This window comes from Pseudomonas sp. 2 (genome assembly GCF_056627435.1).
Map to the genome: position 1 here is coordinate 120,795 of NZ_JBWXNG010000017.1, position 22,821 is coordinate 143,615.

Annotated in this window: 20 protein-coding genes and 1 pseudogene; 20 read left to right on the forward strand and 1 reads right to left on the reverse strand. The window is 62.6% G+C overall.

Translation table 11 applies throughout. The features are described from left to right. The first annotated feature begins 200 nt into the window (after positions 1–200). The 5 genes from AC1MEK_RS24170 to AC1MEK_RS24190 all read left to right on the forward strand — a co-directional run bounded on the left by AC1MEK_RS24170 (position 201) and on the right by AC1MEK_RS24190 (position 4,046). The gene (locus AC1MEK_RS24170; RefSeq protein WP_480398793.1) at positions 201–1,142 is read left to right on the forward strand and encodes an MBL fold metallo-hydrolase; all 942 of its coding nucleotides are present in this window, start codon (positions 201–203) and stop codon (positions 1,140–1,142) included. Between the two features lie 151 nt (positions 1,143–1,293). Beyond that, complete coding sequence (locus tag AC1MEK_RS24175; protein ID WP_480398794.1) at positions 1,294–1,626, forward strand: helix-turn-helix domain-containing protein; 333 nt, start codon at positions 1,294–1,296, stop codon at positions 1,624–1,626. A gap of 227 nt (positions 1,627–1,853) precedes the next feature. After that, a complete protein-coding gene (locus AC1MEK_RS24180; RefSeq protein ID WP_480398795.1) occupies positions 1,854–2,840 on the forward strand; it encodes a DNA polymerase III subunit delta' in 987 nt (328 codons plus the stop codon). 39 nt (positions 2,841–2,879) lie between these two features. Then, positions 2,880–3,236 (forward strand): PilZ domain-containing protein, encoded by a 357-nt coding sequence (locus AC1MEK_RS24185; RefSeq protein ID WP_037011754.1) that lies wholly within the window; start codon positions 2,880–2,882, stop codon positions 3,234–3,236. 18 nt (positions 3,237–3,254) lie between these two features. After that, positions 3,255–4,046 (forward strand): TatD family hydrolase, encoded by a 792-nt coding sequence (locus AC1MEK_RS24190; protein WP_480398796.1) that lies wholly within the window; start codon positions 3,255–3,257, stop codon positions 4,044–4,046. Positions 4,047–4,274: 228 nt separating this feature from the next. Here AC1MEK_RS24190 and AC1MEK_RS24195 read toward each other — a convergent pair whose 3' ends face one another. Next, positions 4,275–5,408 (reverse strand): aminotransferase class V-fold PLP-dependent enzyme, encoded by a 1,134-nt coding sequence (locus AC1MEK_RS24195; RefSeq protein WP_480398797.1) that lies wholly within the window; start codon positions 5,406–5,408, stop codon positions 4,275–4,277. Positions 5,409–5,484: 76 nt separating this feature from the next. Between AC1MEK_RS24195 and AC1MEK_RS24200 the strand changes: the two genes are divergently transcribed. The 15 genes and pseudogenes from AC1MEK_RS24200 (at position 5,485) to AC1MEK_RS24270 (ending at position 22,625) form a co-directional block, all read left to right on the forward strand. Then, the gene (locus tag AC1MEK_RS24200; RefSeq protein ID WP_274132188.1) at positions 5,485–6,147 is read left to right on the forward strand and encodes a TetR/AcrR family transcriptional regulator; all 663 of its coding nucleotides are present in this window, start codon (positions 5,485–5,487) and stop codon (positions 6,145–6,147) included. A gap of 144 nt (positions 6,148–6,291) precedes the next feature. Next, the gene (locus AC1MEK_RS24205) at positions 6,292–7,260 is read left to right on the forward strand and encodes a GTP 3',8-cyclase MoaA (protein WP_480398798.1); all 969 of its coding nucleotides are present in this window, start codon (positions 6,292–6,294) and stop codon (positions 7,258–7,260) included. Between the two features lie 867 nt (positions 7,261–8,127). Next, positions 8,128–8,733: a DUF4823 domain-containing protein gene (locus tag AC1MEK_RS24210; protein WP_480398799.1), complete on the forward strand. Its 606-nt coding sequence runs from the start codon at positions 8,128–8,130 to the stop codon at positions 8,731–8,733. Between the two features lie 9 nt (positions 8,734–8,742). After that, positions 8,743–9,306, forward strand: coding sequence for a DUF1285 domain-containing protein (locus tag AC1MEK_RS24215; protein ID WP_480398800.1), 564 nt, complete (start codon positions 8,743–8,745; stop codon positions 9,304–9,306). A gap of 84 nt (positions 9,307–9,390) precedes the next feature. Beyond that, positions 9,391–10,401, forward strand: a complete 1,011-nt coding sequence (locus AC1MEK_RS24220) for an aspartate-semialdehyde dehydrogenase (RefSeq protein ID WP_480398801.1) — start codon at positions 9,391–9,393, stop codon at positions 10,399–10,401. A gap of 119 nt (positions 10,402–10,520) precedes the next feature. Beyond that, on the forward strand, positions 10,521–13,322 hold the full coding sequence (locus AC1MEK_RS24225) for a motility hub landmark protein FimV (RefSeq protein ID WP_480398802.1): 2,802 nt from the start codon (positions 10,521–10,523) through the stop codon (positions 13,320–13,322). A 163-nt stretch (positions 13,323–13,485) separates the two neighbouring features. Then, positions 13,486–14,310 carry a tRNA pseudouridine(38-40) synthase TruA gene (gene truA, locus AC1MEK_RS24230; protein ID WP_480398816.1) on the forward strand — a complete coding sequence of 275 codons (825 nt, stop codon included), beginning with the start codon at positions 13,486–13,488 and terminating at the stop codon, positions 14,308–14,310. Positions 14,311–14,368: 58 nt separating this feature from the next. Next, complete coding sequence (locus AC1MEK_RS24235; RefSeq protein ID WP_480398803.1) at positions 14,369–14,989, forward strand: phosphoribosylanthranilate isomerase; 621 nt, start codon at positions 14,369–14,371, stop codon at positions 14,987–14,989. Between the two features lie 305 nt (positions 14,990–15,294). Then, the gene (gene accD / locus AC1MEK_RS24240; protein ID WP_480398804.1) at positions 15,295–16,215 is read left to right on the forward strand and encodes an acetyl-CoA carboxylase, carboxyltransferase subunit beta; all 921 of its coding nucleotides are present in this window, start codon (positions 15,295–15,297) and stop codon (positions 16,213–16,215) included. Beyond that, a pseudogene (folC, locus tag AC1MEK_RS24245) lies at positions 16,212–17,518 on the forward strand (bifunctional tetrahydrofolate synthase/dihydrofolate synthase). The gene accD and the pseudogene folC overlap by 4 nt, the downstream one beginning before the upstream one ends. After that, a complete protein-coding gene (locus AC1MEK_RS24250; RefSeq protein WP_480398805.1) occupies positions 17,502–18,191 on the forward strand; it encodes an SPOR domain-containing protein in 690 nt (229 codons plus the stop codon). Before folC ends, AC1MEK_RS24250 begins: the two are co-directional and overlap by 17 nt. Before the next feature lie 301 nt (positions 18,192–18,492). Further along, the gene (locus AC1MEK_RS24255; protein ID WP_480398806.1) at positions 18,493–19,080 is read left to right on the forward strand and encodes a CvpA family protein; all 588 of its coding nucleotides are present in this window, start codon (positions 18,493–18,495) and stop codon (positions 19,078–19,080) included. Positions 19,081–19,092: 12 nt separating this feature from the next. Next, a complete protein-coding gene (gene purF / locus AC1MEK_RS24260) occupies positions 19,093–20,601 on the forward strand; it encodes an amidophosphoribosyltransferase (RefSeq protein WP_480398807.1) in 1,509 nt (502 codons plus the stop codon). Positions 20,602–20,624: 23 nt separating this feature from the next. Beyond that, a complete protein-coding gene (locus tag AC1MEK_RS24265; protein ID WP_480398808.1) occupies positions 20,625–21,836 on the forward strand; it encodes an O-succinylhomoserine sulfhydrylase in 1,212 nt (403 codons plus the stop codon). Positions 21,837–21,860: 24 nt separating this feature from the next. After that, positions 21,861–22,625, forward strand: a complete 765-nt coding sequence (locus tag AC1MEK_RS24270) for an SDR family oxidoreductase (RefSeq protein WP_480398809.1) — start codon at positions 21,861–21,863, stop codon at positions 22,623–22,625. The last annotated feature ends 196 nt before the right edge of the window (positions 22,626–22,821 follow it).

Genomic DNA, 22,821 nt, shown 5'->3' on the forward strand with positions numbered 1-22,821 from the left:
TGGTCGAGAACCTCAATCCAAGGTCGCAAGGCCCTGTCTTCAAGGGTTAGGCGCAGCTGCCTCAGGGTGAAAAAGTCTATACCCAGGTATGGTTTCGAGGGGGTGGGGCCCAGCGCAGACTTCCCGGGCAGACACAGCAACAGCGGCGGCCAACAGCCGATTAGCCCGAGCGTTCGAACCCAAGCGACTGGAGAATAATCATGACCACCTTCCTGAATCATCCCGCGCCCACATCCAATGACCTTTCCGCTTTCGGCCAGGCGGCCGGCGAGGAACTGGTGCCGTCGCGCTATGCGCTGCGCATCGGTGACGTCGACGTGATGGTGGTCAGCGACGGCGTGCTGCCGCTGCCTACCGAAACCATGTCGACCAACGTCGACCCGGCGGTTCGCGCAGCCTGGTTCAAGGACATGTACCTGGGCCCGGACGCCTTCGACTGGGCGCTCAATGTGCTGGTGGTGCGCAGCGGCGACAAGGTGATCCTGGTCGACGCCGGCCTGGGCGGGCAGTTCCCCGGTTTTCCCCGGGCCGGCCAGTTCCCGAAACGCCTGAAGGCGGCGGGCATCGAGCTGTCGGCGGTGACCGACGTGATCATCACCCACATGCACATGGACCACGTCGGCGGGCTGCTGGTGGACGAGGTCAAGCGCCAGTTGCGTGCGGACGTGCGCATCCATGTCTCGGCCACCGAGGTCGAGTTCTGGAAAGCCCCTGACTTCACCCGGACCTCCATGCCTGAGCCGGTGCCGGAGGTGCTGCGCAGCACCGCCAATCAGTTCATGAGCGATTACGCCGACAAGATCCGCACCTTCGACGACGAATACGAAGTTGCGCCAGGCGTGGTGGCCAAGGTCACCGGCGGCCACACGCCGGGGCATTGCGTGGTGTACGTGAACTCCGGCGGCCAGCGGCTGACCTTCGCGGGTGATGCGCTGTTCCCCGTGGCATTCGAGCATCCCGAATGGCAGAACGGCTTCGAGCACGACCCTGAAGAGTCGGTTCGCGTCCGTGTACGCCTGCTGCGTGAGGCTGCGGCCAGCGGCGAGCTGTTCGTGGCCACCCACCTGCCGTTTCCGTCGGTAGGCCGCGTGGCGGTCGACGGCGACGCCTTCCGCTGGGTCGCGACCTTCTGGGATTACTGAGGGTTCGCCTGACGCCGGGGCGCTGCCAGGCCCTCGGCGTCAGTGCGGGATCCGCGTCTTTCGTTCATGTTGGAGTTGTGTGATGTCGACCACCTGTTCTCAATCCGACGCAGCGAGCCAGGCTCGTTGCCCGCGACTGCCGGGAGAGGGCGTGAGCCTTGCGCCCTGGCGGATCAAGCGCGCGCAGACGCTGATGTCCGAGCTCATGAACAAGGGCTGTTCGATCGAGCACGTGGCCCGCGAGTGCGCCATTTCCAGAAGCCACTTTTCCCGCGCGTTCAAGAACTCCACCGGGCTCTCGCCGCACCACTGGCTGCGTCTGCAGCGGGTGCGCAAGGCCGAGCAACTGCTGCTCGACGGCCAGATGAGCCTGCAACAGGTGGCGCTGGAATGCGGGTTTTACGATCAGTCCTATTTCACCCGGGTCTTCAGCAAGGTGGTGGGGCTCAGCCCCCGGCGCTGGCAGATCCAGAACGCCCGTTGATCCGTGGCCCGGCGGGGACCGGGAAGTGTTCGCCGATCTTTCGATCAGACACGAAGCGCAAAGCACGTTAACATTCGGCCCGGATTGCGTTGGCGTGTCTGTCCGATATGCCGCGGACCGACCTGATGCTTTGACTTCTTCGAGAACCCCGGAACCGATGATCGACCTGTTTGCCCGGCGCGCTGGGCGCAACCCGACCGCCATGCCCTGCCTGACGGAGCGCCATGATGGCTGAGGCATATCCCTGGCAGAACGGCCTCTGGCAGCAACTGGCCGGCCGCACCCAGCACGCCCATGCCTATCTGTTGCATGGCCCGGCCGGGATCGGCAAGCGAGCGCTGGCCGAGCGCCTGATGGCTTTGCTGCTGTGCCAGCAACCTCGGAGCCTCGAAGCGTGCGGGCAGTGCAAATCCTGCTCGCTGCTGGCGGCGGGCAGCCATCCCGATAACTACATTCTCGAACCCGAAGAAGCGGACAAGGCGATCAAGGTCGACCAGGTCCGTGATCTGGTCAGCTTCGTGGTGCAGACCGCGCAGCTGGGCGGGCGCAAGGTGGTGCTCATCGAGCCGGTGGAGGCGATGAACATCAACGCGGCCAATGCCTTGCTCAAGAGCCTGGAAGAACCGTCCGGCGATACCGTGCTGTTGCTGGTCAGCCACCAGCCCAGCCGTCTGCTGCCGACCATCAAGAGCCGCTGCGTGCAGCAGGCCTGCCCGTTGCCGAACGAGGCGATGAGTGTCGCCTGGCTGGCCGACGCCTTGCCTGAATGCAGCGAAGACGAACGCCGCGAACTGCTGACCCTGGCCGCCGGTTCGCCGCTGGCGGCGGTCAATCTTCAGGCCCAGGGCGTTCGCGAGCAGCGCGCGCTGGTGGTCGACGGCGTGAAGAAGCTGCTCAAGGGCCAGCAGTCGCCGACCCAATTGGCCGAAGGCTGGAAGGACGTGCCGCTGCTGTTGCTGTTCGACTGGTTCTGCGACTGGTCGAACCTGGTGCTGCGCTACCAGTTGACCCAGGATGAAGATGGCCTGGGGCTGGCCGACATGCGCAAGGTGGTGCAGTACCTGGCGCAGAAGTCGCCGCAGACTAAAGTGCTGGCGATGCAGGACTGGGTCCTGTTGCAGCGTCAGAAAGTGCTGGCCAAGGCGAACCTGAACCGGGTTTTGTTGCTCGAAGCTTTGTTGGTGCAGTGGGCATCGCTCACCGGACAGGGGTAGACTGGCCGCATGACATCAGCATCTACAGAGGAAGTTGAGATGAGCGTCCCCCTGAGCCCGGGCCCACGTAACGGCATCCTGTCCCTGACCATCAAGGACAAATCTGTCCTGTATGCCGCCTACATGCCGTTCATCAAGAACGGCGGGCTGTTCATTCCCACCAGCAAGAGCTACAAGCTGGGCGATGAAGTGTTCATGCTGCTCAACCTCATGGACGAGCCGGAAAAGATTCCGGTTGCCGGCAAGGTCACCTGGATCACTCCCAAGGGGGCCCAGGGCAACCGAGCAGCGGGCGTTGGCGTGCAGTTCAACGACGGCGACAACACCGCGCGCAACATGATTGAAAATTACCTGGCGGGGGCTCTTAAGTCCGACCGTCCCACCCATACGATGTAATAAGTTGCTTCGATTGCCATGCTTGTAGATTCCCATTGCCACCTCGACCGTCTCGACCTCACCCAGCACGCAGGCTCCCTGGACGCCGCGCTGCAAGCGGCGCGCGGGCGCGGGGTCGGGCATTTCCTGTGCATCGGCGTCAGCGCCGACAACGCGGCGGACGTCAAGGCCCTGGCCGAGCGTTATGAAGATGTGGATTGCTCGGTCGGCATTCACCCGCTGGACCTCAAGCCCGGCGAGGCCCCGGCGCTGGAATGGCTGCTGGGCGAGTTGAATCACCCCCATGTGGTGGCGATCGGCGAGACCGGCCTGGATTACCACTACGAGCCCGAAGCCGCCGAACTGCAGCAGGCCTCGTTCCGCCTGCACCTGCAAGCGGCGAAGCAGACCGGCAAACCGGTGATCATCCACACCCGTGGCGCGCGGGCCGACACCCTGGAACTGCTGCGCGAAGCCGCGTTGCCGAATGCCGGCGTGCTGCATTGCTTCACCGAAGACTGGGACATGGCCCGCGCCGCGCTGGACATGGGCTATTACATCTCGCTGTCCGGCATCGTCACCTTCCGCAATGCCGATGCCCTGCGCGATGTGGCGAGCAAAGTGCCCGCCGATCGCCTGCTGGTGGAAACCGATTCGCCGTATCTGGCGCCGATCCCTTATCGCGGCAAACCCAACCTGCCGCAGTACGTGCGCGAAGTGGCCGAGTTCCTGGCGATGCTGCGCGGCGAAAGCTACGAGCGCTTCGCCGAGCAGACCACCGAGAACTTCAAGCGCCTGTTCCCGCTGGCGAGGGTCAAGGCCGCCCACTGAGGGGGCAAATCGCAGGCAAAAAAAACCCGGGTTCTGGGGGGTGAATCCGGGTTAAGACCATTAGGAGTAAAACAAAGACACGCTATCCGTTGGTGCCTTTACCGATGCTGGCACTTGGGGGAGATGCCGCATCAGCGAATTTAAGTATTGGCCAGAATCGGCAGGCGTCCAGCGTACAGTTGTACGTTTTTTAAACAGATTTGGAATACTCGATTCCCTGTTGATACCTCAATGCATGGCAATGCGCTGCACAAGCGCCAGTGTTTCCTCGATCACCCGCGATCGCGTATAGAAATGCGGCGAAAAGCGGATACCTGGCCCCCTCGGCAAGCAGACCACCTGTTCTTTCATCAAGGCTTCCCAGACCTGCGGGGCGGGTTTGCCTTCCAGACTGAAGGTCAATATTCCCGAGCGTCGTTCGCTCAGGCGCGATGAATGGATGACCGCGCCCTTGATGTTTCTGAGCCCTTCTTCAAGCCAGTTCACTCTTTCGATAACGGCTTTTCCTACTGCCTCCATGCCGATTTCCTCCAGCAGCGACAGGCTGGCGTCCAGTGCCATGGCGCCCAGTGTATTGGGACTGCCGCATTCGAAGCGCTGGGCGCTGGCGGCCGGTTGCCAGTCCTTGCGGCCATAGTCGCCGGAGCTTTCCAGCATGTGCCAGCCGAACTCATGCAGCTTGAGCTGCGGGCGCAGTTCGGCGCGGCAATAGAACACGCCCAGGCCCTCGGGGCTGCACATCCATTTGTGGCCGTCGGCCATGGCGAAGTCGCACTGGCTGGCCTGCACGTCGAAGGGCAGGGCGCCGATGTGCTGGATGGCATCAATGCAAAACAGCACATGCCGCTGTTTGCAGCCCTGGCCGAGGCGTTCGATATCCAGACGCGTGCCGGTGGCAAATTGCACCGAGCTGATGGACATCAGGCGGGTGCGCGGACCACAGGCTGCAAGCAGCGCGCCTTCCGGATCCTCGCCCTTGAGGCTGACCTGGATGACTTCCACGCCCTGCGGCTTCAGCGCTTCCCACACCACGCGATTGGACGGGAATTCCTCGTCACTGATGACCACGTTGTCGCCGCTTTTCCAGTCGAGGCCAAAAGCGACAAATGACAGGGCTTCCGAGGTGTTTTTGACCAGTGCGATGTCATCGGTCGACGGTGCGTTCAGCAGCCGGGCCAGGCGTTCACGAAGACGCTGCTCGGCTTTCATCCAGTCCGGATAGTCCCGCGCGCCCAGTAAAACGTTCTGTTCTGCGAATTTCTGCACCGCGATGGCCGTGCGTTTTGGCCAGGGGCCGACCGCTGCGTGGTTCAGATAACGCAGATCGGGGGCTTGAGCGAACTCGTCGTGAAGCGTAGACATGGTCGGATGTTCCGTGCAATTTGCCGCAAGTTAGGCATAATGTGCGGCTTCGATTTTCAACCCACAGCCTCTTCCTATGCAGAAAGAACCTCGTAAGGTCCGTGAGTTTCGCCGCCGTGAGCAGGAGATTCTCGATACCGCGTTAAAGCTGTTTCTCGAACAGGGTGAAGACAGCGTCACCGTCGAGATGATTGCTGATGCCGTGGGTATTGGCAAAGGCACGATCTACAAGCACTTCAAATCCAAGGCCGAGATCTACCTGCGCCTGATGCTCGACTACGAGCGCGATCTGAACGAGCTGCTGCACTCGGCCGACGTCGACAAGGACAAGGAAGCGCTCTCGCGGGCGTATTTCGAATTCCGCATGCGCGATCCGCAGCGCTATCGCCTGTTCGACCGCCTGGAAGAGAAAGTGGTCAAGGGCAATCAGGTTCCGGAGATGGTCGAGCAGCTGCACAAGATCCGCGCCTCGAACTTCGAACACCTGACCCTGCTGATCAAGGGCCGCATCACCGAAGGCAAGCTCGAAGACGTGCCGCCGTACTTCCACTACTGCGCAGCCTGGGCGCTGGTGCATGGCGCGGTGGCGCTGTACCACTCGCCGTTCTGGAGCAACGTGCTGGAAGATCAGGAAGGCTTCTTCCAGTTCCTGATGGACATCGGCGTGCGTATGGGCAACAAGCGCAAGCGCGACCCGGAAGCGGGCCACGACCTCAAGCCGGAAATCTCCGGAAACTGAAGCCTTTTTCCTTTCATTGATCCGTCCGGCAAGCTTCGTCATGGAGTGGCCGGGCGGGTTGCTGTTGTCTGTCCGGAACGGCGCTTGCCAAAAGTTGATTTTTGAGTCAGCTTTTGCCGCGCAGCATTTTTTCCGGAGTTTTCCATGATCGTTGATCGCCAAGGCCGACGTTTCCGCAACCTGCGGATCAGTCTGACGGCTGCCTGCAACTACGCCTGTACCTACTGCGTGCCCGATGGCAAGCGGCTGGTGGCTGCGCAGAATGAACTGTCGGCCGAGCAGATGGCGCGCGGCGTGGAATACCTGATCGAAGCCGCGGGCATCGAGCGTTTGCGGATCACCGGCGGCGAGCCGCTGGTAAGCCCGCGTTTCGAGGCTTTCATGAAGCAGGTGGGCAAGATGGGGCTCGCCGATGTCAGCCTAACCACTAATGGCCAGTTGCTGGCGCGCAAACTGCCGCTGTTGCTGGAGGCAGGGATCAGCCGGATCAACGTGTCCCTCGATACGCTGGACCCCGCGGCGTTTCGCGCCATCGCGAGGGGCGGCGATCTGGCGACCGTGCTCGACGGCATGGAGCAGGCGAGGGCGGCGGGCATTCGGATCAAGGTCAACATGGTGCCGCTGCGCGGGCAGAATCTGGATCAGGTGGTGCCGCTTCTGGATTACTGCCTGGCGCGGGGTTACGAGCTGCGTTTTATCGAGCTGATGCGCATGGGGCACCTGGCGTCCGATCACAATGGGTTTCTCGCGCAGTTCGTCAGTCTCGGGCAGTTGCTTGAGTTGATTGGCGAGCGTTATGAGTTTTTGCAGGCCGATGCGCCTGTTGATGCGACGGCGGTGCGCTATCGGATTCCTGGCAAGGGTCATTTCGGGGTGATTGCCAACGAGAGTGTGCCGTTCTGCCGGACCTGCTCGCGGTTGCGGCTTTCTTCTACCGGGTGGTTGCATGGCTGTCTGTCGTCGAGCCACCGGCATTATGTCGGCGATCTGTTCGACAAGCCGCGGCATCAGGCGCTGCCGGCGTTGCAGCGGTTGCTGGTTAGAGCGCTGGGGGACAAGCAGGCGGTGGCGTTTTCGGGTGGGGCGACGGTCATGAAAATTATTGGGGGGTGAGATCAAGATCAAGATCAAAAGCGCTCTTCCTAACGTCAGATCTGTTTCGACTTCGTCGAGTTACTTGGAAAAGCCCCAAGTAACCAAGGGCTTTTGCTCCTGGTTTGGCCTCGACTTCGTCGAGGTTCCTTCACTCCGGTCTCGCTCCGTGGGCCCGGCGTGAAAGGGCCATCCATGGCCCACACGCCTCTCGCCGCATCCATGCGGCTCGACCCACTCCGCGAGACCTCCGTTCAGCCTGCACCCAAGTCGCGTTTTGTGTTGCCTGTAAGATTCGCGCATGGAGATCAAAAGCCAGATCAAGAGCGTGCGTTGAACTCCGTCCCCGTAGCAGCCGAGCTTGCTCGCGGGTGGCCCTCAAGATCGACCCCGCCGGCAAGCCGTGCTGCTACGGGGCGGGGTAATCCGCTCGCATTTGATTTTGATCTTCGTACGCAAATCTCCCAGACACCACAAATCGCGACTTGGGTGCAGGCTGAATGGAGGTCTCGTGGAGTGGGTCGAGCGGCATGGATGCCGCGAGAGGCGCGTTGGGCCATGGATGGCCCTTCGCGCCGGGCCCACGGAACGAGACCGGAATGAAGGGACCCGACGCAGGAGGGCCAAACCAGGAGCAGGACCCCTTGGTTACTTGGGGGTCTTTTCCAAGTAACTCGACGAAGTCGAAACAGATCTGACGTTAGGAAGAGCGCCGTTGATCTTGAAACAGGTCTGGCGTTAGCCAGAACAAAAACCGAGAAGCCACCACAGAATAAGGATCATCACCCCCTTCAAGCGCCAACCCAAAAAACAAACCCCCGATCTGGCGCAAAAGCTGCATTACCCGGCCATTCGCCGGTTTTCCGTCGCCGGACTTTGGAGGAAATAATGCGTAGCCTGGTTTTACTGCTGACGTTTTTGGCATTGAGTGGCTGCATGCACGTCAGTGATCTGGCTCAGGGTGCCCATGACGAGCTCAGCGATGCGGGCCTTTTGGACCACAGTTCCACGCGCCGGACCAACAACTTCCGCCTGCAACCGGACTCCTTCATCTATATCGCCCAGGGCGCCTTCGCCCCGCCGGGTGGCGCCTATCCGCGACCTAACGTAGTGGCCGAAGAAGCCTTCAACGGCTTCATCGAATACTTCCCCATGGTCCGCCGCGCCCGCGCGCCGGAAGGGCTGGACGAAGCCATGAGCGAGGCCCGCGCGGCAGGTGCGCACTACCTGCTGTACACCCGCTTCGCCAAGGCGGACGACCGCATCGGCACCTTTGACGAATGGTCCGACCAGGAAGCCGTCGACCGCCTGGGCATCGACAGCGGCGTGATCCAGCTCATGCTGATCGAAACCAACACCCGCTACCTCATCGACTCGGCGCGCATCCGCAGCCGTGGTGGCCTGCTGACACTCTATGACACCAAGCCGGAAGATTTGCTAGGACCGCCCATGGAGGCTTACGCTCGTTCGCTCATGGGGCTGGAATCCCATTAAGGAGAGCGTATGAGTGGTCCGGGCAAGGCCAACGACCTGTTGGCGCAATTACCCAAGACCGGCAAGGGTTTGCCGCCTGTGCACCTGTGGAACCCGGATTTCTGCGGCGATATCGACATGCGGATCGCCCGCGACGGCACCTGGTTCTATCTGGGCACGCCCATCGGGCGCAAGCCGATGGTCCGGCTGTTTTCCACCATCATCCGGCGCGACGGCGACGACTACTTCCTGATCACCCCTGTGGAGAAAGTCGGCATCCAGGTCGACGACGCGCCGTTCGTGGCGGTGTTGCTGCAAGTGGAAGGCGAGGGCGAGGCGCAGGTGCTGCGCTTTACCACCAATGTCGAGGATACGGTCGAGGCCGGCCCCGAGCATCCGCTGCGGGTCAGTGTCGATCCTGAGACCCAGGAGCCCGCGCCTTACCTGCACGTGCGCAGCAATCTCGAAGCCTTGATCCATCGCAACGTCTTCTATCAATTGGTCGACCTGGCCGTGACCCGTGAGATCGACGGGCAGCGCTGGCTCGGCGTGTGGAGCGCCGGCGAGTTCTTTCCCATTGGCCTTGAGCCTTGACGCCAGGCTGATCGGCGCCGGGTCATTTGCCTGGCCTTCATCTCGCGGTTAAAGTGCCGCCCCCCGAAATGTCTGAGGTTTTCCATGAGCCAGTCCTTTGCTATTGCCGTGATCGGCGCCACCGGCACTGTCGGCGAAACCATCGTGCAGATTCTCGAAGAGCGCGACTTCCCGGTGAGCGATCTGCACCTGCTGGCGAGCGCGGAATCGGCAGGCAGCTCAGTGGCCTGGCGCGGGAAGAATGTGCGGGTGCGCGAGGTCGATGCCTTCGATTTCAGCAAGGTGCAGATCGCCTTTTTCGCAGCGGGCCCTGCGGTGACCCGCAGCTATGCGCCTCGCGCCACCGAAAAGGGCTGCGCGGTGATCGATCTGTCCGGCGGTTTGCCGGTGGAGCAGGCGCCCAACATCGTGCCCGAGGTCAATGGCGAGGTGCTGCAGCGCCTGAAAACGCCGTATCAAGTGGCCTGCCCAAGCTCCAGTGCGGCGGCGCTGGCAATGGTGCTCGGGCCATTGCGCGGCTTGCTGGAGATCCAGCGGGTCAGTGTGACGGCGTGTCTGGCGGTGTCCAGCCAAGGGCGTGAAGGCGTCACCGAGCTTGCGCGGCAGACCGCCGAGTTGCTCAACATGCGACCACTGGAGCCGAAGGTGTTCGATCGGCAGATGGCGTTCAACGTCCTGGCTCAGGTCGGTACGGCGGATGCGCAAGGCCATGTGCCCCTTGAAAAACGTTTGGTCAGCGAGTTGCGCGAGTTGCTGTCGCTGCCTTTAATCAAGGTCGGCGTGAGTTGCATTCAAGTCCCGGTGTTTTTTGGCGATAGCTTGAGCGTGTCGATACAGACCAACGGTTCTGTGGACATCGCTGCGGTGAGCGCGGCGCTGGATGCGGCCGATGGCATCGATCTGGTGGATGCGGGGGATTATCCGACACCGGTCGGTGACGCTGTAGGACAGGACGCTGTCTATATAGGACGTTTGCGCGGTGGAGTCGACGATGACTGTGAGCTCAATTTCTGGGTAACGTCCGACAATGCGCGCAAGGGCGCGGCGCTCAACGCTGTGCAGGTGGCTGAATTGTTGATAAAAGATGTTTCGTAAAAGATACTTGCCAACAATTCAAAGAATCATTCTAGCTGTGACGTGTCGTTGACACGTCCTACGCCCTAGCAGGCTTTATCTTCTCGGTTGCCGGGGAAATCTTAAACAAGGGATGGGCTATGGTTCAGGTTCGTAAACTGGTTTTAGCAATCGCTGCGGCTTCGGCGCTGTCATCCGGGATGGCCAACGCGCTTGGCTTGGGCGGGCTGACGGTCAAGTCGAGCCTGAATCAGCCGCTGCTGGCCGAAATCGAACTGACGCAGGTGCAGGATCTCAACGCTGCCCAGGTGGTGCCGAGCCTGGCGACGTCGGCCGAGTTCGCCCAGGCGGGCGTTGGCCGCATGGCCGTGCTCGATGACCTGACGTTCACCCCGGTGGTCAACCCCGGCGGCAAGAGCGTGCTGCGCATCACCTCCACCAAGCCCATTCGCGACCCCTACGTGAAATTCCTCGTGCAAGTGCTCTGGCCGAACGGTCGGGTGCTGCGCGAATACAGCCTGTTGCTCGACCCGCCGAAGGTCTTGCCACAGGCGGCAGCGGCGGCCACCCAGTTGCCTTCGACTGCTCCAGCCGTCGCGCCAGCCCAGGCACCGGCAGCGCAAGCGCCTGCACCGGCGCCTGCGCCTGCCGCCAAACCGGCAGCGCCCGCCGAGCCCAAGTACACCGAATACACCACCGCCAACAACGACACGTTGTGGGAAATCGCCGAGCGCGTGCGCAACGGCGGTACGGTTCAGCAGACCATGCTGGCGATCCAGGCGCTCAACCCGGATGCGTTCATCGCCGGCAACATCAACCGCCTGAAGAAAGGCCAGGTCTTGCGCCTGCCGACGCCGCAGGAAGTCAGTGCCACGCCGCAACCGCGCGCCATTGCCGAAGTGGCCGAGCAGAACCGCGCCTGGCGCGAAGGTCGGCGTTTGCCGACCGGCGCGCGGCAGGTCGATGCGACCCGCCGTGAGCGTGCTGGCGCCGCTCCTTCGCAGATCGAAGCCAAGGACAACCTGAGCCTGGTCGCGGCCAACAGCAAGCCGGGCGCCAAAGGTGCCGCAGGTGATGCCGCAGAGCTGAGTAACAAGCTGGCGACCACCCAGGAAAGCCTGGACAGCACCCGCCGCGACAATGCCGAGCTGAAAAGCCGCATGAGCGATCTGGAAAGCCAGGTCGACAAACTGCAGCGTCTGATCCAGCTGAAAAACGATCAACTGGCCAAGATGCAGGCCGCAGGCGCAGCGATTCCGCCGCCAGCGGACAACGCCAACGGCACCGTCAGCCCCAACAGCGTGACCAACCCGAACAACGCCGCCAACCCGGCGATGCCTGCTGAAATCGTGCCCAAGCCTGCTGCGCCGGACGCTGCAGGCAAACCGCCAAACGAAATCGCACCGGAAGACGCACTGCCGGTCGACGGCGCCAAGGTCACCAACGCCACGCCTGACCAGCCTCAGCCGGTGGTGGTGCCGCCGGATGCCGCTGCCGACAACCAGAGCGCGCTGGACAAGATCCTCGCCAGCCCCTTGCTGATGGGCATCATCGGTGGCGGTGCGCTGCTGGTCCTGCTGTTGCTTCTGCTGCTGTTGGCCCGTCGTCGCAATGCGCTGATCGAAGCTGAAAAGCATCGGCAGATGGCCCGCGCGCTGGCCGAAGAGTCCGATTTCGCCTCCGACATGGACATGCCCGAAAGCAGTTTCGAGGGTCTGGAGGTTCCTCCGCCCGCGGTAAAGCAGGCACCGCTGGCGGCCGTGATCATCGAGCCGACCCGCGAACGCCCGGCTGACGTACTGGTCCAGGCGGAAATCCACATCGCTTACGGCCGCACCAATCAGGCCGCCGCGCTGCTGGAAGAAGCCATCAAGGAAGAGCCGCAGCGCAGCGATCTGCGCCTCAAGCTCATGGAAATCTACGCCCAGCAGGACAACAAGTCCGGCTTCGTCGCCCAGGAACGCCAACTGGTAGCCACGGGCAAGAACCACGCCGAGGTCGAGCAACTGAAGACCCGCTATCCGGCCATGGCCGTTGCGGCAGCTGCCGCTGCAGGTGTGGCAGCGGCAGCCGCGCTGGCGTCGGAAATGGACGCGAAATACGTCGAAGACCTGCTCAGCGATCCGTCCGAGCCTGAAGCGGCGCCTGAGCCGGTGGTTGAGGCTGAGCCAGAGCCTGCAGCGCAAGCTCCTGATGATTTCGACACCGCATTCGACCTGAGCCTGGATGATCTGGAAGGCACTTCGCCCGCTAAGCCTCAGGTTGCGGCCAGCGCCGAACCGGTTGCCGATGCCGAACTCGATGATCTGGATCTGGACGCGCCATTTGGCGGTTCGACCCCGGATGATCTGGATTTCGATTCGATCCTGCGCGAGCAGACCGAAGCCAAGGCCGCCGAGCCGACCGATCTTGAGGACTTCGACCTGAACCTGGCCGAAGATCAGCCGGCGCTCAAGGCCGAGGACGATCACTTGCTCGGCCTGGAAGACGAGCTTCGCGATCTGCCGGCTTTCGAAGAAACCGCCGATCTGGGCGCCAGCAAGCCGACGGTGGACGACGAGCTGGAGTTGCCGGCCGATTTCGATCTGTCCCTGGCCGACGAGATGGAAACCGACCACGCCACCGAAGCGTTCGCCTCCGAGATCGATGACGTCAACGCCGAGTTGGAGCGTCTGTCCCAGAGCCTGGAGCAGCCGCCGATGGCCAAGCCGTTCGAGGATCCGGCGGTGTTCAGCGAAGACGACGCGCTGGCGGCGGACGATGAGCCGGAGTTCGACTTCCTGTCGGGCACCGACGAAGCGGCCACCAAGCTGGATCTGGCCCGCGCCTACATCGAAATGGGCGACGCCGACGGTGCTCGCGACATCCTCGACGAGGTCGTGGCCGAGGGCGATGACGGGCAGAAAACCGAGGCTCGCGAGATGCTTTCGCGCCTGGCCTGATTCGAGTCTGGCAGCAGAAAACGACCGCCTCGGCGGTCGTTTTCGTTTGCGCCGAGCATAGCGTCTTTCGCCGCCATCCGTATAATGGCCGCCCTCGCGCACATCGACAGGCTTCAGGCACTTGGCAACTACAGACACCCAGGCAGACACAGCGGCAGAAGAAATGGCCGCCGAAGGCTTTTTCCGCATCGCGTTGGGCGTGGAATACAAAGGTTCGCGCTACAGCGGCTGGCAGCGCCAGCACACAGGTGTGCTGACCGTTCAGGAAACCCTGGAAGACGCACTGTCCAAGGTCGCCGATTCGCCGGTCTCGCTGATGTGCGCAGGGCGCACCGACGCGGGCGTGCACGCCTGTGGTCAGGTGGTGCATTTCGACACCAAGGCCGTGCGCAGCATGAAGGCCTGGACCATGGGCGCCAATATCAACCTGCCCCATGATGTCAGCGTGACCTGGGCCCAAGAGATGCCTGCGCACTTTCACGCGCGCTTCAAGGCCATCGCCCGCCGTTATCGCTACGTGATCTACAACGATCAGATCCGCCCGGCGCATCTGGGCCAGGAAATCACCTGGAACCACCGCCCGCTGGACGTCGAGCGCATGGCGCTGGCGGCTGAATACCTGGTCGGCACCCACGATTTCAGTGCGTTTCGTGCCGGGCAGTGCCAGGCCAAGTCGCCGATCAAACAACTTCACCATCTGCGGGTGACCCGTCACGGCAAGATGATCGTGCTCGACATCCGCGCCAACGCTTTTCTGCACCACATGGTGCGCAACATCGCCGGTGTGCTGATGACCATCGGCGCAGGAGAGCGGCCAATCGAGTGGGCCCGCGAAGTGCTGGAAAGCCGCGTACGCAGGACTGGCGGCGTGACGGCGCATCCGTTCGGGCTGTATCTGGTTCAGGTCGAGTACCGAGACGAGTTTCCGCTGCCCGAGCGCTACATCGGACCGCACTTTCTGACAGGTTTCTCGGACCTGGACGGCTGACGCCTACACAAGCTTTTGCTACCATCCGGGACTTTCGTCGCTCTGAGGCCTTCACCACATGTCAGCCGTTCGCAGCAAGATCTGCGGGATTACCCGCATAGAAGATGCGTTGGCCGCTGTCGAGGCGGGAGCTGATGCCATCGGTTTCGTGTTCTACCCCAAGAGTCCGCGGGCCGTGACGGTCGAGCAGGCCCGGAGCATCATCGCCCAGTTGCCGCCGTTCATCAGCACGGTCGGGCTGTTTGTCAATGCCGAGCGCCAGGCGCTCAAGGCGCTGCTTGAAGTGGTCCCGCTGGACCTGATCCAGTTCCATGGCGATGAAACCCCAGAACAATGTGAAGGCTACGGCCGGCCGTGGATCAAGGCCCTGCGCGTGCAGGCCGGTGACGACATCGCTGCCGGTTGCGCACTGTACGAAAAAGCCAGCGGCATTCTGCTGGACACCTTCGTCGCCGGCGTGCCGGGCGGCACCGGCGAAACTTTCGACTGGGCACTGATTCCAAAACACCTGAGCAAACCCATTGTTCTGGCAGGCGGGCTGACATCGGCTAACGTCTCTCAGGCCATCGCCCAGGTGCGTCCGTATGCGGTGGATGTCAGCGGCGGGGTGGAAATGTCCAAGGGCATCAAGGATCACGACAAGATCCGCGCCTTCATGAGTGCGGTTCACGGGGCATGATGTTTTTTTGCCGCCGGCCTTGTTCGTCGATGTGACGACCGGCTGGCGGTCGCCGTCCACTAGCCTGCGGCCACTGTTTATCAGGCCATTTTCAGGTCAGTGGCGGGCCAGAAATTGAATACGCGAAGACGTCCGTACGTCTCGCTGCAAGAAATCGAGGGCAGTATCGACGTAGCGCAGCAGCAGGTCAGGCACATGTGTCGATCGTTGCGGGGCGTTCGGCGAATCTGCAGATGAATTTAGTTTAAGGGCTGGCGACGGCATCGACCGTCGCGCAACAGCCGTAGGTACTGGAGAAAGAAAGCATGAGCAACTGGTTGGTAGACAAACTGATCCCTTCGATCATGCGTTCCGAGGTGAAGAAAAGCTCGGTACCTGAAGGTCTCTGGCACAAGTGCCCGTCCTGCGAGGCGGTGCTTTACCGTCCGGAGCTGGAAAAGACCCTGGACGTGTGCCCCAAGTGCAACCATCACATGCGCATCGGCGCACGTGCTCGCCTGGACATCTTCCTGGACGCTGAAGGCCGCCAGGAAATCGGTGCGGACCTGGAGCCGGTCGACCGCCTGAAATTCCGCGACGGCAAGAAGTACAAGGACCGCCTGACCGCTGCGCAGAAGCAGACCGGCGAGAAAGACGCCCTGATCTCCATGAGCGGCACCCTGTTGGGCATGCCGGTGGTGTGCAGCGCGTTCGAATTCTCCTTCATGGGTGGCTCCATGGGTGCCATCGTCGGTGAGCGCTTCGTCCAGGCCGCCAACTACGCGCTGGAAAACCGCTGCCCGATGGTCTGCTTCGCTGCTTCCGGTGGCGCACGCATGCAGGAAGCGCTGATTTCCCTGATGCAGATGGCCAAGACCTCCGCCGTGCTGGCGCGTCTGCGCGAAGAAGGCCTGCCGTTCATCTCCGTGCTGACCGACCCGGTCTACGGCGGTGTGTCGGCGAGCCTGGCGATGCTGGGTGACGTGATCGTCGCCGAGCCCAAGGCACTGGTCGGCTTCGCCGGCCCACGCGTGATCGAGCAGACCGTGCGCGAAAAACTGCCGGAAGGCTTCCAGCGCAGTGAGTTCCTGCTGGAGCACGGTGCCATCGACATGATCATTTCCCGTCAGGACCTGCGTCAGCGCCTGGGTAACCTGCTGGCACAGATGATGGGCCTGCCGACGCCGAAATTCGTTGCGCCGAAACTCGAGCCAATCGTCGTTCCACCAGCACCGGCCAACGTATGACCTCACGCTCTCTGAGCGACTGGCTCAGCTACCTGGAGCAACTGCATCCGTCTGCCATCGACATGGGGCTGGAGCGTTCGCAACAGGTAGCGCGGCAGGCTGGTCTGAGCCGCCCCGCCCCGCGCGTCATTACCGTCACCGGCACCAATGGCAAGGGTTCGACCTGCGCCTTCGTCGCTTCGCTGCTGCAGGCGCAAGGGCTCAAGGTCGGCGTCTACAGCTCGCCGCATCTGGTCCGCTACAACGAGCGGGTCCAGCTGCAGGGCGTCGAGGCCACCGACGCGCAGCTGTGCCAGGCCTTCGAGGTGATCGAGAAGGCCCGTGGCGACATTTCCCTGACCTACTTCGAAATGGGCACCTTGGCGGCGTTCTGGCTGTTCGAGCAGGCGGCGCTGGATGCTGTGGTGCTGGAGGTCGGCCTGGGCGGGCGTCTGGATGCGGTGAACCTGATTGATGCCGACATGGCGCTGGTCACCAGCATTGGCGTGGATCATGCCGAGTGGCTGGGCAATACCCGCGAGTCCGTGGCGTTCGAGAAGGCTGGCATCTTCCGTGAAGGGCGCCCGGCGCTCTGCGGCGATATCGACCCGCCGCAGCCGTTGCTCGACAAGGCCCAGGCGCTGAATTGCCCGTTGTCCGTGCGTGGCCTTGATTTCGATCTGGACGTGCAGGCAGCTGGCTGGCACTGGTACGGCACCAATTCGGACGGCCAGCGCGTCGAGCTGCGCGACCTGCCGCTGCTGGACCTGCCGATGCAGAACGCCGCGCTGGCACTGCAGGCCTATCTGTTGATGGACCTGCCGTGGCAGGCGCAAGCGATTCGCACTGCGCTGCTGGACACTCGCGTGACCGGCCGGCTGGATCGTCGCACCTTCGAGTGGCAGGGCAAGCCCCTGAACCTGTTGCTGGACGTGGGCCACAACCCGCACGCGGCGGTGTTTCTGGCGCAGCGTCTGAGTCAGCGCCCGGTGGCTGGAAAGCGCCTGGCGGTATTCGGCCTGCTCGGCGACAAGGATCTGGACGGCGTGCTCAGCGAGCTGATCGGCAGTTTCGCCAGCTGGGCGGTCGCACCGCTGCCGACGCTGCGCAGCCGTTCGGAGCAGGAAATCGCCCAGGCGTTGCAGAACCTTGGCGCTCGGGTGACGTCCTATCCGAGTGTCGCGCTGGCCCTGGAGGCGCAGTGCGCACAGGCAACCGCTGACGATGAAATCGTGCTGTTCGGGTCTTTTTATTGCGTCGCCGAGGCCTTGGAATGGCTTGCTGGCACGTCACGGAGGAAGTGACACATGGCTTTGCTGGATAAGGCGTACAAGCAGCGCATGGTCGGTGCACTGGTGTTGATCGCCATTGCGGTGATCTTCCTGCCGATGCTGTTTTCGCGTCAGGACGAAGCCCGCCATGTGCAGGTGGATGCGCCTGCCGCACCGCAGGCGCCGGTAGTGCCGCAGGTCAAGGTCGATCCGGTTGCCGTTCCGGAGCAGCAGCCGTTGCCTCAGGAACCGGTGCCGACCGACGAAGAACTCGCGCAGCCAGTCCAGCCCAGCCAGCCTGTGGTCAGCCATCAGCCGCCGTCGATGCCCATTGCTCCAGCCCCGACACCGGCCAAACCGGCTGCGGCGCCCAAGGCGGCAGCGGCGCCTGCGCCCGCTCCGGCACCTGCCAAGCCAGCCCCGGCAACCCCGGCTCCGGCCCCTGCTGCACCCGCCGCAGAGCCAAGCCGTGTCGATGCCAATGGTCTGTCGATCACCTGGGCGGTGCAGGTGGCCAGCCTGTCCAATCGGGCCAACGCCGACAACCTGCAGAAAACCCTGCGCACCCAGGGCTACAACGCCTACATTCGCACCTCCGATGGCGTGAACCGGGTATTCGTCGGCCCCGTGATCGAACGCGCCGAAGCCGACCGTCTGCGTGACCAGCTCGATAAGCAGCAGAAGCTCAAGGGCATCGTCGTGCGTTTCGTGCCGGAAAAGAGATAGACCGCGCAGCGGCTTCGATCAAGTGGGAGCCAGCTTGCTGGCGAATGGTCGCCTCACCTCGGTGGCGTGACTTGCCAGGCTCCCGTAGCAGCACGGCTTGCCGGCGGGGCGGTGTCTCAGACAATGCATCACTGCCTGATCCAGTGCCCGCCGGCAAGCCGTGCTGCTACGGGGCTCGCGCCTCATTCCCGGCTTCAAAGTCCAATAGTTCGCCTTTATTGCCCGACACCTGCAATCCGCGCTTACCGCCGCGCGTGCGCTCTGCTAAAATGCGCCGCCTCATCAGTCTGTAGGCTGCAACGTGTCATTTACTCCGGTTGACTGGGCAATCATCGCGATTGTCGTCATTTCCGCTTTGATCAGTCTCAAGCGCGGCTTCGTCAAGGAAGCGCTGTCCTTGCTGACCTGGATCATCGCAGGCGCTGTTGCCTGGATGTTTGGCGGTTCGCTGGCCCAGTATCTGGTCAATTACATCGAAACACCTTCGGCGCGCGTCATTGCGGGCTGTACCATTCTTTTCGTCGCCACCCTCTTGGTCGGCGCCATGGTCAATTTTCTGATCGGGGAACTGATTCGCGTCACCGGGCTGTCCGGGACCGATCGTTTCCTGGGCATGGTCTTCGGCGCCGCGCGCGGGGGCCTGCTGGTCGTCGTAGCGGTAGGGCTGCTGAGCCTGGGCCCGGTACAACAGGATCAATGGTGGCAGCAGTCCAGGCTGCTCCCGCAATTTGTCATGGTCGCTGACTGGTCGAAAAACCTGATTCTCGGGATGTCCAGCAAGTGGCTAGCCAGCGGGGTCACTGTACCCGTTGATATCCCGTTCAAGGATCACCTCCTGCCGTCGGTAACGCCGCAGGATGTGATCGGTAAATCCAGTTCCACTAAGTAGGGGTTGTGTCGCATGTGTGGCATCGTCGGTATCGTCGGCAAGTCGAACGTCAATCAGGCGCTGTATGACGCGCTCACCGTCCTCCAGCACCGCGGCCAGGACGCTGCCGGTATCGTGACCAGCCACGATGGCAAGTTGTTCCTGCGCAAGGACAACGGTCTGGTCCGTGACGTCTTCCAGCAGCGCCATATGCAGCGCCTGGTCGGTCACATGGGCATTGGTCACGTACGCTATCCAACAGCGGGCAGCTCGACTTCGGCCGAAGCCCAGCCGTTCTACGTCAACTCGCCGTACGGCATCACGCTGGCGCACAACGGCAACCTGACCAACGTCGAGCAGTTGGCCAAGGAGATCTACGAATCGGATCTGCGCCACGTCAACACCAACTCGGATTCCGAAGTGCTGCTCAACGTGTTCGCCCACGAGCTGGCCGTGCGCGGCAAGCTGCAGCCGACCGAAGAAGACATCTTCGCCGCCGTCACCGACGTGCATAACCGCTGCCGTGGCGGCTACGCGGTCGTGGCCATGATCACCGGCTACGGTATCGTCGGCTTCCGCGACCCGGACGCCATCCGCCCGATCGTCTTCGGCCAGCGCCACACCGACGAGGGCGTCGAGTACATGATCGCCTCCGAAAGCGTGTCCCTGGACGTGCTGGGTTTCACCCTGATCCGCGACCTGGCGCCAGGTGAAGCGGTGTACATCACCGAAGACGGCAAACTGCACACCCGTCAGTGCGCGGCCAACCCGAAATACGCGCCGTGCATCTTCGAACACGTCTACCTGGCGCGTCCGGACTCGATCATTGATGGCATTTCCGTCTACAAGGCGCGTCTACGCATGGGCGAGAAGCTGGCCGACAAGATCCTGCGCGAGCGTCCTGATCACGACATCGACGTGGTCATCCCGATCCCGGATACCAGCCGCACCGCCGCGCTGGAGCTGGCGAACCACCTGGGCGTGAAATTCCGCGAAGGCTTCGTCAAGAACCGTTACATCGGCCGTACCTTCATCATGCCGGGCCAGGCGGCACGCAAGAAATCCGTGCGCCAGAAGCTCAATGCCATCGAGCTGGAATTCCGCGGCAAGAACGTGATGCTGGTGGACGACTCCATCGTGCGCGGCACTACCTGCAAGCAGATTATCCAGATGGCCCGCGAAGCCGGCGCCAAGAACGTGTATTTCTGCTCCGCGGCCCCGGCCGTGCGCTTCCCCAACGTCTACGGCATCGACATGCCGAGTGCTCACGAGCTGATCGCTCACAACCGTACCACCCAGGACGTGGCCGACCTCATCGGTGCCGACTGGCTGGTCTATCAGGATCTGAACGACCTGATCGAGGCGGTCAGCGGCAGCAAGAAGATCAAGATCGATAACTTCGATTGCTCGGTCTTCGACGGCAAGTACGTGACCGGTGATATCGACGAGCATTACCTGAACAAGATCGAGCAGGCGCGCAACGATGCCTCCAAGGTCAAGAATCAGGCGGTAAGTGCGATCATCGATCTGTACAACAACTAATTCAGACATAAGGAGCAGACGGCATGACTCAGCAATGGGATGCCGGACGACTGGACAGCGACCTGGACGGCGTGGGTTTCGACACCCTCGCCGTGCGGGCTGGCCAGCACCGTACGCCGGAGAGCGAACACAGCGATCCACTGTTTTTCACCTCCAGCTACGTGTTCCGCACTGCGGCTGACGCGGCGGCCACCTTTGCCGGTGAGCAACCGGGCAACGTCTATTCGCGCTACACCAACCCGACCGTGCACTCGTTCGAAGAGCGCATCGCCGCGCTGGAAGGCGGTGAGCAGGCGGTGGCGACCTCCACCGGCATGTCGGCGATTCTCGCCACCGTGATGAGCCTGTGCAGCGCCGGCGATCACGTGCTGGTGTCCAAAAGCGTGTTCGGTTCGACCATCAGCCTGTTCGAGAAGTACTTCAAGCGCTTCGGTGTGCAGGTCGATTACGTCGCGCTGGCCGAACTGTCGGGCTGGGATGCGGCGATCAAGCCCAACACCAAACTGCTGTTCGTCGAGTCGCCGTCCAACCCGCTGGCCGAGCTGGTCGACATCGCCGCACTGGCCGAAATCGCCCACGCCAAGGGCGCGATGCTGGTGGTGGACAACTGCTTCTGCACCCCGGCCTTGCAGCAGCCGCTGCGCCTGGGCGCGGACATCGTCGTGCACTCGGCGACCAAGTTCATCGACGGTCAGGGCCGCGCCATGGGCGGCGTGGTCGTGGGTCGCAGCGAGCAGATGAAGGAAGTCGTCGGCTTCCTGCGTACCGCAGGCCCGAGCCTGAGCCCGTTCAACGCCTGGCTGTTCCTCAAGGGCCTGGAAACCCTGAACATCCGCATGCGCGCCCACTGCCAGAACGCCCTTGAACTGGCGCAATGGCTGGAGCAGCAGGACGGCATCGAGAAGGTGCATTACGCCGGCCTCGAAAGCCACCCGCAGCACGAACTGGCCAAGCGTCAGCAGAAGGGTTTCGGCGCGGTGGTGAGTTTCGAAGTCAAAGGCGGCAAAGACGGCGCCTGGCGCTTCATCGACGCCACCCGCCTGATTTCGATCACCGCCAACCTGGGCGACACCAAGACCACCATCACGCATCCTGGCACCACGTCCCACGGACGCCTGTCGCCGCAGGAGCGTGAAGCGGCCGGTATCCGCGACAGCCTGATCCGCATCGCGGTGGGCCTGGAAGACGCTGCCGACCTCAAGGCCGATCTGGCGCGTGGCCTGGCTGCGTTGTGAGTAACGACTGTGACTGAGTACGCAATGGACGCCGCGAGCGTGCATAACGGCCGGGTCGCGCTGGTCACCGGTGCTGCCCGCGGCATCGGTCTGGGCATCGCCGCGTGGCTGATCACCGAAGGCTGGCAGGTTGTGCTGACCGACGTGGATCGGCAGCGGGGCGAAACGGTGGCCACGGTGTTGGGCGAAAACGCCTCGTTCATCGCCATGGACGTCGCCAGCGAAGAGCAGGTGGCCAAGGGCGTGGCCGAGGTGCTCGGTCTGTTTGGCCGGCTCGACGCGCTGGTGTGCAATGCGGCGGTGGCCGATCCACGCAACACGGTGCTGGAGAGCCTGGATCTGTCGCACTGGAATCGTGTGCTTTCAGTCAATCTGACCGGGCCGATGCTGCTGGCCAAGCATTGCGCGCCGTACTTGCGTGCCCACGGCGGCAGTATCGTCAACCTGAGTTCGACCCGTGCGCGGCAATCGGAGCCTGATACCGAGGCGTATGCGGCGAGCAAGGGTGGCTTGCTGGCGCTGACTCACGCCCTTGCGATGAGCCTTGGACCGCAGGTGCGGGTCAATGCGGTGAGCCCAGGCTGGATCGATGCTCGTGATCCTTCGGCGCGGCGTGCCGAGCCTTTGAGTGATGCCGATCATGCGCAGCACCCGGCGGGCAGGGTAGGGACGGTGGAGGACGTCGCGGCGACGGTGGCCTGGCTGCTGTCGAAGAACTCCGGGTTCGTGACCGGGCAGGAGTTTGTGGTGGATGGTGGTATGAGCAAGAAGATGATCTATATCGACTGAGAGTTCGGCTGCCGCTGAGTTCGCCGAGAACGGCGGATTGTTTGCTCGTTCTTCTGCGTACTTATCCAACATTGCGTTGAATGTGCGTTCGTTTGTTCTGCCTAACGGCAGAAGCGTTCCGGCTTCGCCGGGTTACTTGGAAAAGACCCCCAAGTAACCAAGGGGTCTTGCTCCTGGTTTGGGTCTGACTTCGTCA

Coding starts and splice junctions, on each gene's coding strand:
- AC1MEK_RS24205 (WP_480398798.1), top strand. CDS start 6,292: ATGATCGTTGATCGCCAAGGCCGACGTTTCCGCAACCTGCGGATCAGT.
- AC1MEK_RS24265 (WP_480398808.1), top strand. CDS start 20,625: ATGACTCAGCAATGGGATGCCGGACGACTGGACAGCGACCTGGACGGC.
- AC1MEK_RS24170 (WP_480398793.1), top strand. CDS start 201: ATGACCACCTTCCTGAATCATCCCGCGCCCACATCCAATGACCTTTCC.
- AC1MEK_RS24220 (WP_480398801.1), top strand. CDS start 9,391: ATGAGCCAGTCCTTTGCTATTGCCGTGATCGGCGCCACCGGCACTGTC.
- AC1MEK_RS24180 (WP_480398795.1), top strand. CDS start 1,854: ATGGCTGAGGCATATCCCTGGCAGAACGGCCTCTGGCAGCAACTGGCC.
- AC1MEK_RS24190 (WP_480398796.1), top strand. CDS start 3,255: ATGCTTGTAGATTCCCATTGCCACCTCGACCGTCTCGACCTCACCCAG.
- AC1MEK_RS24250 (WP_480398805.1), top strand. CDS start 17,502: ATGGCTTTGCTGGATAAGGCGTACAAGCAGCGCATGGTCGGTGCACTG.
- AC1MEK_RS24210 (WP_480398799.1), top strand. CDS start 8,128: ATGCGTAGCCTGGTTTTACTGCTGACGTTTTTGGCATTGAGTGGCTGC.
- AC1MEK_RS24200 (WP_274132188.1), top strand. CDS start 5,485: ATGCAGAAAGAACCTCGTAAGGTCCGTGAGTTTCGCCGCCGTGAGCAG.
- AC1MEK_RS24235 (WP_480398803.1), top strand. CDS start 14,369: ATGTCAGCCGTTCGCAGCAAGATCTGCGGGATTACCCGCATAGAAGAT.
- AC1MEK_RS24270 (WP_480398809.1), top strand. CDS start 21,861: ATGGACGCCGCGAGCGTGCATAACGGCCGGGTCGCGCTGGTCACCGGT.
- accD (WP_480398804.1), top strand. CDS start 15,295: ATGAGCAACTGGTTGGTAGACAAACTGATCCCTTCGATCATGCGTTCC.
- AC1MEK_RS24185 (WP_037011754.1), top strand. CDS start 2,880: ATGAGCGTCCCCCTGAGCCCGGGCCCACGTAACGGCATCCTGTCCCTG.
- AC1MEK_RS24195 (WP_480398797.1), bottom strand. CDS start 5,408: ATGTCTACGCTTCACGACGAGTTCGCTCAAGCCCCCGATCTGCGTTAT.
- AC1MEK_RS24215 (WP_480398800.1), top strand. CDS start 8,743: ATGAGTGGTCCGGGCAAGGCCAACGACCTGTTGGCGCAATTACCCAAG.
- truA (WP_480398816.1), top strand. CDS start 13,486: ATGGCCGCCGAAGGCTTTTTCCGCATCGCGTTGGGCGTGGAATACAAA.
- AC1MEK_RS24225 (WP_480398802.1), top strand. CDS start 10,521: ATGGTTCAGGTTCGTAAACTGGTTTTAGCAATCGCTGCGGCTTCGGCG.
- purF (WP_480398807.1), top strand. CDS start 19,093: ATGTGTGGCATCGTCGGTATCGTCGGCAAGTCGAACGTCAATCAGGCG.